This is a genomic window from Bifidobacterium sp. LH_424 (assembly GCF_056356895.1).
Map to the genome: position 1 here is coordinate 16,982 of NZ_JBKEVC010000016.1, position 10,957 is coordinate 27,938.

Here is a 10,957-nt window from a genome sequence, read left to right on the forward strand (position 1 = left end):
AATCCCCTTCCCCGCTCCCCCTGTCAGGGGGAGCTGTCGCGCTCTGCGCGACTGAGGGGGTTGCACGCGCAGCCGCTCCTGCCATCACGCCGTCAGCTCGGTCTGGCTGAGCTGGGATTCGGCGATCTGCCTGTACACGTCGCAGTCCTGCAGCAGCTCCTTATGCGTGCCCTGCCCCACGACCTTGCCGTCGTCGAGCACGACGATCCGGTCCGCGTTCATGATCGTGCCGATGCGCTGCGCGACAATCAGCTTGGTCGCGCCCGTCGCGTGTTCCGCGAGCGCGTCGCGCACCTCGCGATCGGTTTTGAAGTCGAGCGCGCTGAACGAGTCGTCGAAGATGAGGATCTCCGGATCGCGGTAGACGGCGCGCGCGATGGAGAGTCGCTGCTTCTGTCCGCCGGACACGTTGGAACCGCCCTGCGCGATGGCCGCGTCGAAGCCGCCGTCCATGCGCGAGACGAATTCGGTGGCCTGCGCCACGTCCGCCGCCTCCCGCACCCGCGTCATGTTGACGTCCGCGGCGTCGGCGCGCGACGCGTCGCCGCGGCCCGCCGCCGCGCGCGTGTCGTCGCCGTACGCGACGTTGCTCGCGACGGTGCCCTTGAACAGCACGGATTTCTGCGGCACGTAGCCGATGCGGTCACGCAGGTCGGTCACGTTCCAGTCGCGCACGTCGACGCCGTCGACGAGAACCTGCCCGGCGGACACGTCGTAGAAACGCGGGACGAGGTTGATGAGCGACGACTTGCCGGAGCCGGTGGAACCGATGAACGCGACGGTCTGGCCCTGTTTCGCCGTGAACGTGACGTGTTCGAGGATCGGCTCACGCGAATCCGGGTAGGTGAAGCTCACGTCGCGGAATTCGACGGTGCCGTGCGCGTCGTGGCCGAGGCGGGTCACGTCGGCGGCGGTGTCGGCGCCGTCCTTGACGAGCGGATCGGTGTCGAGGACTTCCATGACGCGCTGCGCGGACACGTCGGCGCGCGGCCAGAGCACGAACACCATGCTCATGAGGAGGAAGCTCATGATGACCTGCACGGAGTAGCTGGAGAAGACGACCATGTTGGAGAACACGGTGAGCTTGTCGGTGAGGGCGGCGGCGTCGATCAGGTAGGCGCCGATCCAGTAGACGGCGAGCATGAGGCCGTTCATCACGGTGTTCATCAGCGGCATCATGACGGCCATGGCACGGTTGGTGAACAGCTGCGTGTCGGTGAGGTTCTTGTTCGCCTTGGTGAACTTGGCTTCCTGGTAGTCCTCGGCGTTGTAGGCGCGCACCACGCGCAGGCCGGTGAGGTTCTCGCGGACGACGAGGTTGATGTCGTCGGTGAGGGCCTGCATGGCCTTGAATTTCGGCATGACCATCGCCATGAGGACAACGATCGCGACGAGCAGGACGATCACGGCGATGCCGGTGGCGAGCGTCCATTCGAAGCCGTCGCCGGCGATCTTCGCGATGGCCCACACGGCCATGATCGGCGATTTGACGATGAGCTGCAGGCCCATCGTGATGAACATCTGGATCTGCGTGATGTCGTTGGTGGAGCGGGTGATGAGGCTCGCGGTCGAGAAGCGGCTCATCTCCGCCGGTCCGAACGATTCGACCTTCGCGAATTCGAGCGAGCGCAGACGCTGGCCGAAGCTGGCGGCGACGCGCGCGGCGATGAAGCCGGTGACGACGGCGCAGGCCACGGAGCCGAGCGAGACGAGCAGCATCTTGCCACCGGCGATCCAGATGTCCGCCATCTCGCTGCCCGGTGTTTCGACGAGCGTGGTGATGTCGGACATGTAGTCGGGCAGCTTCAGGTCGAAGAAGACCTGCCCCACGATGGTCACGAGGGCGACGAGCATCTGCCCGACCTCCCCCTTGGATAGATATCTCATCACACGAAACATTGATTCCCCTTATCTGACTGACAACATGATCGGTAGCCCGGCCCGGTGTTCTCCGCCTCCCTCTGACGAGGGAGGTGGCGCGAAGCGCCGGAGGGAGAGACCACCCCGCCCAAAGAGGGCACATCGCCACCCCGCCCCTGCTCCCCCTTGAGGGGGAGCTGTCCGCGAAGTGGACTGAGGGGGTGCCACCTGCATCGCCACCGATTCATTTATCTTTGCCCCATAAATTACTTACACTATAAGATATTTCCAAACCCACCGGCGTGTTCCCCACAAAACCAGCAAATCAGCGCATTACCCGCGGGCGATGCAGTGCCCCGGCCCCCTCTGACGGCACATCGCCGTGAAGCAAACGCCGGGGGCGTTTGTAGTCGACGTGCGAGCCGACAGGCGAGCCGACGCGAGGCCCAGCCGAAGGCTGTCCACAATTGCGGTCAGGCTCCCGGCAGCAGCCAAGACCAACGGCCTCGGCCCCCTCTGACGGGACGTCGCCGTGAAGCAAACGCCAGAGGCGTTTGTAGGCGACGTGCGAGCCGACAGGCGAGCCGATATGAGGCCAGCCGCAGGCTGTCCTCAATTGCGGTCGGGCTCCCGGCGAAGCCGGGTGGGGGAGAGACCGCGGCCCGCAGGCCGCAGAAAACAGAATCGACCTTCGGCCGATACAATCTCCCCCGCGCCCTACGGCCGCCCCGTCTCTCCCTCAGTCCACCTACGGCGGACAGCTCCCTCGTCAGAGGGAGCCGAACATCGCCCTCCTATTCGTCCTCTTCGAACGCCTTGCGCACCTCTTCCGCGGTAGGCCTCGGCTGACCGGGGTGGCAAATCGACATGTACGTCATGAATTCGCGCGTCAGTTCGACGAACTCGCGCGTGCGCCGCTCCCCCATCTGCGAGAAGATCCAGCGGACTGCGGAACGCATGTCCTCCAAGTCCTTTTCGATGCGCGCACGGCCGGCATCGGTGATCGCGACCCACACCACGCGCCGGTCGTCCGGATCGGGCTTGCGCGTGACGAACCCCTTCTTCTCCAACGACGACAGCACCGTGGACACGCGCCCGGAGCTCACGCGCAGGGATTCGGCCAATTGGGACGGCGTCATCTCGCCGTGGCAGGCGAGCTGACGGAGGGCGAAAACCTCGCCGTGAGCGCCACGATTGAGCTCGCGCTGCATCGCGGACCGATGACTCCACACCTTGGAGTACAGCTCATCCACCGCTTCTTCTTCAAAGCCCATCATCGGCCCTTTCGTCGAATTTTCCACCCAATATCCCTTAAATATACCTCACACTATAAACAATTTACCCCGTCAACAACACGCGCCCGAGACAGAGCACCCACGCACATAGCAACCAACGCGACCGACACAATCAACACAATCAACACAACCAGGAACGCACGCGACGAAACAGACGCACCACCGGAAGTCGGCCCAACCGAACCCCCACCCGGAACCCCGCCACAAGACCAGACAGATGGCCCGCGACACGCTCAAACGCGCCATTATAATGTGATTTGGCCCACATTATCAAATTGTTATCTTGGATTCCGAGCACAATACGCGTATATTGGACAACGAAACGTTGGCACGGAAGCTAGCGGCCACCACGGCACGGAAGCTGAAGGCCCAAGGAAGGGGAAGACACCATGACTCGTCATCTATGCAGCATCGCCGGATGCACTCACGAAGCGGAAGAGGCAGGCATGTGCGGCATGCACTTTACCGCCGCGCTCGTGCACGGCGCGTTCCAGTACACCGCCACCAGCCGCGTCCACAGCTGAGTGACCCAGCCCAATCAATCGATAATTTCAGACGGCACGAATCAGTCAAGAGGTACAGCATTACGGGCCCACAACGCCACAGCAGACGTATGGGGGTACGCGCAGTGGTTGTCAGCTCGTAATCGGATTCGCGCCGTTTTTCTTGTTTTCGGGGGCAGACGCGGTTCTTTCCTCACTCCCCTCGGATAGGTGTACTCCCCTCGGGCAGACGCCCCCTCCTTGCTCCCTCGAGTAAGTGCGGTTCCTTCCTCACTCCCCTCGGGTAGGTGCAGTTCCTTCTTGCTCCCCTCGGCCAGGCACCCCCTCCCCGCTCCCCTCGGGCAGACGCGGTTCCTTCTTCGCTCCCCCTTCAGGGGGAGCTGGACGCCGCTAGGCGGACTGAGGGGGCAAACACGCAGAGCCCCATGCAGAACCCCACGTCAGTCACAAGGCGAAACCTGCACGGTTCTCCCCGAACCTGCACGGTCTGAAGTGGAACCTGTATAGATTAGGGCGCAACCTGCAGGATTTCGCACCTAACCTGTAGGTCTATTCCGCGAACCTGCGCACACCCCTTCTGAAGACAGGCCGATCGCCCTCAACTACGCAACGCATAATCCGCGGAATTCCGCCGTTCTTGAATCGGCACAGCATCCCAGAAAGGCCCGTCTACCAAGCCCCACCCCGCAGGTTCAGCTCAAATTCCTACAGGTTCGGGTCCGAACCATGCAGGTTCGCCGTCAAACCATGCAGGCTCGCGCAGAAAACGGTCATGCGCCTAGGGCAGCGGGCCAGTTCCCCCTCAGTCCGGCCGAAGGCCGGACAGCTCCCCCACATCCGTGGGGGAGCAAGGCGACCCGGATGCCGGACCCCTTGATCGCCATGGAGCCCCACATCCGTGAGGAGCAAGGCGATTCCGCTGCGTGCGGGTCATGCCCGACGATGGCTCCTCACGATGTAGGGAAGCAAGGAGCATACCACGCCCATTCAGCTGCGCCCATTCAGCCCGGTCGTCACCAAGCCGTCGTCACCAAGTCTCAGCCCAGTGTTGCGAGGGTCGCCAGTTCCTCGTCGGTCAGGTGCAGGTCGATCGCGGCGAAGGAGTCGCGGATCTCGTGCGGGTTGCGGGCGCTGGGGATGGTGAACAGCCGTCCGTAGCGTGTGAGCTCCCACGCGAGCACAACCCGCTGGTAGGAGACGCCGCGCGCCGCGGCGACCGCGCGGAACGGGTCGTAGGCGTGACTGTCGAACGGGTCGAGGAATCCACCGAGCGGCGACCAGCAGACGAAGTCGAGCCCAAGCGAAGCACAGTGCTCCATCGTGTGTTCCGGGTCGGGGTGTGACGGCGAGAACTGGTTCTGCACGGCAATCAGATGGTCGCCGAGAATCCGCCACGCCACGTCGATCTGCTCGTTGTTCACACGCGAGATGCCCGCGTAGCGGATCACGCCCTCGTCAAGCAGCGTCTTCAGCGCGCCGACCTGGTCCTCGTAGGGCACGGCCGGGTCCGGCCCATGCGAATACAACAAGTCAAGCGCCTCCACGCCGAGATGCCGTGCGGATTCCTTCGCGTCGCGGATCATCGTCTCCGGCCGAGAATCCGCCATCCACCCGTACCGGCTCCCCTCCGCCTGCAGATGCTGCCGGGGTACGGCCGCGTCGGATTCCGCCGAGGCCACCCCCTCAGCCGGCGAAGCCGACAGCTCCCCCTCAAGGGGGGCGCAGCGATTACCCGTCTCAGTCTCGGCGTCACTCCTCCCTGCAGAAGCTTGGTCTTCTTCTTTGCTCCCCCTATCAGGGGGAGCTGTCGGCGAAGCCGACTGAGGGGGTACCGCAGGCCCATCCACCTCGATTGTCCGCCGATACCCGGTCTTCGTGGCGACGAGCACTTCGTCGCGCGGGCCGTCCCATGTGGCGAGCGCGTCGCGCACGAGCTTCTCACCATACCCGAAGTCGCCCGGCACCCCCGTGCCGTCCACTCCCGGCGCCGACGGCAGATAGTACGACCATGCGGTGTCGAGGTACCGCACGCCCGCGTCGAGCCCGGCGTGAATCGTCTCGATCGCGGTCTCACGGTCCGGCCGCCCTTCGATGGCGAGCGCCATCGTCCCCATACCAAGCCGCGGCACCCGCGACTTCCCCGCAAACCGAACAACATTCGGCGACTCCGCGCCCCGACTCTGCCGGTCCTGCGATCCCTGCGGTTCCAACTGTCCCTGCTTCACTGCAATTGCACTCATACTCCCATCATCGCACAGCCCGGCCCTATTTCCCCCCCGCTTAGCTCCACTCACGGGTGCACGTTGCGAATCGTGGACATGAGGGTTGACACCTGCTCTTCGGTGACGAAGCATACTGTCGAGTAGAGGTAGCTCTCGAAATGCTTCGCCCATTTGGGCTTGAACGAGAACACCGTGGCGTCGAACAGTCCTCCGGCCACCGCATCGTCCGCCATGATCGAGGAATACGCGGCAAAGCCAGAGCCGCCAGCCGCGGCGACCGTCTCGGCTTCTGCCGCCACCCGACCTGCGAACTCCTCGTTTTTCGCTGACGCGCACACGATGTACGCGGTCAGCATCCGGCGTGCGGTCAGTACGGTGACGCGGTTCAGCATCAGCAGCATGATCGCCGAATCGTAGAGCTTGCTAATCAGATCGATTGTTATGTCGGGTTTGATCTCCAGTGGATTGGCGATTCCCTGACCGCCACGACCGCGCTTGAACAGATTTCGGTTCTTGAATTCGATGAGTGTAATTCCAGCAACGTCATCACCGCCGTCATCACCGTCATCGCCGCCGCACAGGATGAGCGCGTCTGCTGTAGAGGGCTTGTCCTGTATCGGCATGTGTGGCTGCTGTGTTATCCCCTGTTTTTTGCATTGCTTGCGCAGTTGATCGCAAACCACGCCGATGTAGGCGTCGAAATCAACCGCTAGGTGCTCATCGTCAGCAAAACCTAGATCATCTTTGTCATCTGTTTTGGAGCATTCCCGCAACGTTTTCTGCGGATACTTCTCCAAGGTCATGACCTTACTGATATCCGGCACCCACAGCCCTCGATCCGATGCGGGCGAATCCGATACGCTGCTCATGCCCTTCACCGCCCCTGCATCTTCCGGAATACGTCCTCGTCGATGGTCTGCAGCGGGCGTGCCATGACGGAGTAGAGCGTGCCGACATCTTCCGGCTGCACTTCATGGAAACTGTTGGAGCCGTCATCGTTGTCGTCGGCCGTGTAGTAGTGCACGTGCTCCCCATAGTCTTCGATTCCGGAGTAGCCGGCGAGGGCTTTCAGGAAGTACGGGCTGTGCGTGGTGACGATCATGTTGATGCCGAGTTGTTTGGCAATGAGCACGAGCGCATGCGCGTACGTGATCTGCCATTCCGGATGCAGGTGGATTTCCGGTTCGTCAAGCACGAGGATATCGCCTTTGCGCACGATGAGGTTTTCGACAAGGAATCGTAGCAGCAGCATAGCCTTCGAGCCCATGGACGCGTTGCCGATAGGCACGGGCTCGCGCAGGCCCTCCTTCACGAGCACGCCGTTGCCGTTTTGGTTGCGGTCGTAACGTCCGGCGAAGGAGCGTTTCAGCAGGTCGATGACGTTGCGCATATCCGCTTTGGCGAGGATTGATTCGCTCAACCCGGCATCGGTGTTGTTCTTCCGCGCACGCAGCGCGGTCTGGCATGCCGCAATCAAATCCCGCCGATACCCAGCAGACTCAAAAGCCGGATAAAAACTATCATCGAATTGCTCGATGACATTAGGGTCATCGATGATGTAGACGTGCCTATGCTCATCACTTACCGGTTCAGCCGCGGCGCATTCGCCTTCGGGGGAGAACGTCACGGTCCGTTGCGGCTCCCAGTCTCCCTTCTGCTCTTCGCGCAGGGCTACGACCGTGTCGGAATCCGGCTCACCGCAGAGATTACGAATCTGCCCGTTGAACACGCTTGAGAAGGCACGATAAGCCAGCTCCTTGGCCTTTTCCTGCATGTCGATTGTCAATCGCGCTAGCAAATCTTTACGCGTTTCACGAGCGGCCGGCGTATCGGCTACAAGCCAATCTGTCACTGCACGCATATTATCCGCATCTAGAGCATCTTCCGGTACTTTTGCTTTTTGCGCATCATCATGACTACGGTCTACTGCACGCGCGCTGATAGTCTTAATCAATGAGCATAATTGTTCATCATCGGAAATCCGATTCGCCGATGCCGACAGAGCAGTGGCAAGTATACTTGCCGGCCTTGGTGCAAAATGCCAAGTCGTACTGCTGGAATCATACATAGCGCGAAGTGCACGCTCAAGACTGGATGTTCTGAACCCCGAGCTGGCAATTCCCTCGGGCAGGTCACGCTCCAGCCTCGCCCTCACTGCGTCAGCGAGCTCATCATGCACACGTCCATCGAAATCCTCGAACGTCTTCGTCAGCGCGTATGCGGCCTTGCCAATCGTGCTCTTGCCGGTATCATTGGGCGCGGCGATGACGGTAATGCCATCAATCGTGACATCGGTTGCTTCTTTGATTTTGCCCAGATTCCTGATTGATAGATGCATGCGCCCAGTCTAACAGTCGCACGGCCTCACCCCCAGCGCACTTCCCCACCCGTGAACGACGGTGCACAACCCGGTGCACAACCCCGATACGCATACCTGCATCTACGATTCGCCGCGCCCCAGAACCTACCGCCCCAGCACCCCCAGTCGTAGCGCACCTCTGCGCCCCTCAGTGGCGCAGGAAAACGGAATGCGCCCACGGCACATGCAATCCCTTTGCGCCCCCCCCTCAGGGGGAGCTGTCCCGCTGCCCCCGAACGTCACCTCCCGATGTGAACTGCGCCCCCTTCAGGGGGGAGCTGTCCCGCGAAGCGGGACTGAGGGAGTAAAGGCGAGAAGAGAGAACCCGGAGAGGGGGAGGAGGAGAGAGAAGAGAGAGAACCGAGAGAAGAGAGACCCGGCCCCCCTCTGACGAGGGGGCTGTCAGCCGGAGGCTGACTGGGGGAGAGATACCGGGAACGTGACGTTCCGCTGTGATGTCACCTTCCAGCTATCTCTCCCCCAGTCCGCTTCGCGGACAGCCCCCTCGTCAGAGGGGGCCAAGAATTGGGCCCCTTGACACGGGCAGTCTGCAACTTGACCTCATACCGGCTCGTCTGTAGGCGATGTTCGTCAGAGGGGGCCAATGCATCGCAGCCGCATTGAGAACGCCCCGGCGAACCCCCTCAATCGGCCTCCGGCCACCGGCTCCTTCGCAATTATTGACGGCCTTCGGCCGACATTATGTCTGCTCGCTGTCGCTCGCCTTCGCCTACGAACGCCGCCGGCGTTCGCTTCACGGCTCAGCCTAAGGGGGGCGCAAAGCCGATACCGCTCCCCTAGTCGCTGACGCCGCGGAGTTGGTCGCTGATGTCGGGGTCGGGGTGGGTGTCGTGCGCGACTCCCGTGCTCCGCACCGTCCGCACGCCGCCCGCGCCAAAGGCAGAACCGCGGGTAGCACCAGCACCAGCCGCACCAGCCCCAGCACCAGCACCCGCGACGGCCGCAACACCGGCAACACCGGCAGCATTCACGCCACCGACATCCGTAGTACCATCGCCGCCCGTTTCTCCGCCCCCGCTGGCGGGGGCTGTCGGCGTAGCCGACTGGGGGTGGTCGGCACCAGCCCTTCCGGCACCAGCATGCTTCCCGCGGCCACGACCACGGCCGCGACCGCGACCACCATCACCATCACCGGAACCACCAGCACCACCGTCACGACGCCCAGCCGCACCAGTCCCAGCCGACCCGGCCCCACGACCGCGACCAGCCGTCCCACCAGCACCGCGCCTCCGCGCCGCACCGGCCGCAACCAGCGGCCCAATCCACCACTTCCACGCCGCAACCCCGACCAGCGCCGCGACCAGCGCCAGCCCGCCGAACCTGAACCAGCTGTCCGGCGAGGTCGGCGAGAACGACACGACCGGCGTTTTTACGTCCTCGGGATGGTACGCCGTCCGCTCTCCGGTGACGAGCAGGCGGTGCGTGTTGATGCCGTATGGCGTGCAGGTGACGAGCGTGACGAGGTCCCGCCCGGGGATGGCGCGCACCTTGTCGAGCTCGTCCGGTTTCACGACCTGAATCGACACGACCTTGTACGCGTGGATCTCGTCGAGCACGTTGATGGTGAACAGGTCGCCTTTCTTGAGCTCGTCGAGTCGTGTGAACAGTTCCGCGGATGGCAGTCCGCGATGCCCGGTGAGGACGCTGCGGTTGCCTTTCCCGCCGATGGGCAGCGCGGTCTGCCGCATGTGTCCGACGCCTTTGGCGAGGGTGTCGTCGTCGGTGCCGTGGTAGATGGGCAGGTTGAGTTTGATTTTGGGGATGCTCAGGTATCCCATGACGCCGTCGCCGTTGACGTTGAGCACGTCCGTGTAGTTTTGCGGCAGGGCGTATCCGCTGCCTTCGACGAACGGGTCGTGGAGCGGATCGCCGGCAAGGTTGTCGTTGTATTCGCGCGCGAGTTTGAGCTGTTTGGCTTTTTCGGCCGGCGAAAGCGTGTGGACGGTGTTGCTGTAGTTGGTGATGACCTGGTCGTGTTGCCGTGTGGAGAGCAGGTCGGCGACGATCGGGTAGGAGAACACGCATACGCCGGCGAGGATGAGCAGGATCGCGAGAATGCTGGTGAATCCGCCTCCTCGCGCGCGTCGCGTCGTCGCCTGCGGCGCCTCGCCGCGCGCATCGTGGTTTCGCCGGTCGCGTCGTCCTGCCATAGTCCCGTCCGTCCCCCACAGAAAAGTCGCGTGCCTCCCGCCGGTATGCGGGTGGTCACCAAGCATTATAAGAAATGATTTCGCCCCGTGTCAGCGCACCCCCTGACCCGAGTGCCCCGACAACAAGGGGCATCGAACTTGGCCCCCTCTGACGAGGGGGCTGTCGCCGTAGGCGACTGGGGGAGAGACCGCGGCCTCCGGCCGCCAGCTCCCCCTAAAGGGGCGCAGAAAACAGAATGCGCCACAGCGCATACCAATTCCCTTCGCTCCCCCACGCACGTGGGGGAGCTGTCCGGCAAAGCCGGACTGAGGGGGCAAGGCCTCAGCCGAAGAAGCCGTCGCCATAGCCGAACATGACAATCTCGGCCCCCTCAGACTGAACCGCACCCTGATTGTTGGACTGAAGTAATTCGGATTCGATGATTGGAGGTGCGGTTTCTCATGTCCGGGAATCGCAGGCGTCGTTATGACGATGGTTTCATGCGGCTCGTCGTTGGTGTCTTCCATGAGGGCCATGGCTATAAGGCCGCGGCGCGCCGGCTTGGCG

General features: G+C 62.8%; 7 protein-coding genes. 1 reads left to right on the forward strand and 6 read right to left on the reverse strand.

Annotation, left to right across the window (positions count from 1 at the left end; genetic code table 11):
• Nucleotides 1–84 precede the first annotated feature (84 nt).
• Complete coding sequence (locus AC1AYP_RS10420) at nt 85–1,899, reverse strand: ABC transporter ATP-binding protein (protein ID WP_476547817.1); 1,815 nt, start codon at nt 1,897–1,899, stop codon at nt 85–87.
• Nucleotides 1,900–2,654: 755 nt separating this feature from the next.
• The gene (locus AC1AYP_RS10425; protein ID WP_476547823.1) at nt 2,655–3,134 is read right to left on the reverse strand and encodes a MarR family winged helix-turn-helix transcriptional regulator; all 480 of its coding nucleotides are present in this window, start codon (nt 3,132–3,134) and stop codon (nt 2,655–2,657) included.
• Between the two features lie 410 nt (nt 3,135–3,544).
• Between AC1AYP_RS10425 and AC1AYP_RS10430 the strand changes: the two genes are divergently transcribed.
• Nucleotides 3,545–3,679, forward strand: coding sequence for a hypothetical protein (locus AC1AYP_RS10430; RefSeq protein WP_476503359.1), 135 nt, complete (start codon nt 3,545–3,547; stop codon nt 3,677–3,679).
• Nucleotides 3,680–4,695: 1,016 nt separating this feature from the next.
• Here AC1AYP_RS10430 and AC1AYP_RS10435 read toward each other — a convergent pair.
• From AC1AYP_RS10435 to AC1AYP_RS10450, 4 genes are all read right to left on the reverse strand, one after another.
• Nucleotides 4,696–5,772, reverse strand: coding sequence for an aldo/keto reductase (locus tag AC1AYP_RS10435; RefSeq protein ID WP_476547818.1), 1,077 nt, complete (start codon nt 5,770–5,772; stop codon nt 4,696–4,698).
• A gap of 176 nt (nt 5,773–5,948) precedes the next feature.
• Nucleotides 5,949–6,749 (reverse strand): hypothetical protein, encoded by an 801-nt coding sequence (locus AC1AYP_RS10440; protein WP_476547819.1) that lies wholly within the window; start codon nt 6,747–6,749, stop codon nt 5,949–5,951.
• 5 nt (nt 6,750–6,754) lie between these two features.
• The gene (locus AC1AYP_RS10445) at nt 6,755–8,218 is read right to left on the reverse strand and encodes an AAA family ATPase (RefSeq protein WP_476547820.1); all 1,464 of its coding nucleotides are present in this window, start codon (nt 8,216–8,218) and stop codon (nt 6,755–6,757) included.
• A gap of 818 nt (nt 8,219–9,036) precedes the next feature.
• Nucleotides 9,037–10,410 (reverse strand): class C sortase, encoded by a 1,374-nt coding sequence (locus AC1AYP_RS10450; protein WP_476547821.1) that lies wholly within the window; start codon nt 10,408–10,410, stop codon nt 9,037–9,039.
• Nucleotides 10,411–10,957 lie beyond the last annotated feature (547 nt).

What these genes read in the sequence shown, in the direction of transcription:
- AC1AYP_RS10445 (WP_476547820.1), bottom strand. Translation starts at nt 8,218, where the DNA reads ATGCATCTATCAATCAGGAATCTGGGCAAAATCAAAGAAGCAACCGAT.
- AC1AYP_RS10425 (WP_476547823.1), bottom strand. Translation starts at nt 3,134, where the DNA reads ATGGGCTTTGAAGAAGAAGCGGTGGATGAGCTGTACTCCAAGGTGTGG.
- AC1AYP_RS10435 (WP_476547818.1), bottom strand. Translation starts at nt 5,772, where the DNA reads ATGGGGACGATGGCGCTCGCCATCGAAGGGCGGCCGGACCGTGAGACC.
- AC1AYP_RS10440 (WP_476547819.1), bottom strand. Translation starts at nt 6,749, where the DNA reads ATGAGCAGCGTATCGGATTCGCCCGCATCGGATCGAGGGCTGTGGGTG.
- AC1AYP_RS10430 (WP_476503359.1), top strand. Translation starts at nt 3,545, where the DNA reads ATGACTCGTCATCTATGCAGCATCGCCGGATGCACTCACGAAGCGGAA.
- AC1AYP_RS10420 (WP_476547817.1), bottom strand. Translation starts at nt 1,899, where the DNA reads ATGTTTCGTGTGATGAGATATCTATCCAAGGGGGAGGTCGGGCAGATG.
- AC1AYP_RS10450 (WP_476547821.1), bottom strand. Translation starts at nt 10,410, where the DNA reads ATGGCAGGACGACGCGACCGGCGAAACCACGATGCGCGCGGCGAGGCG.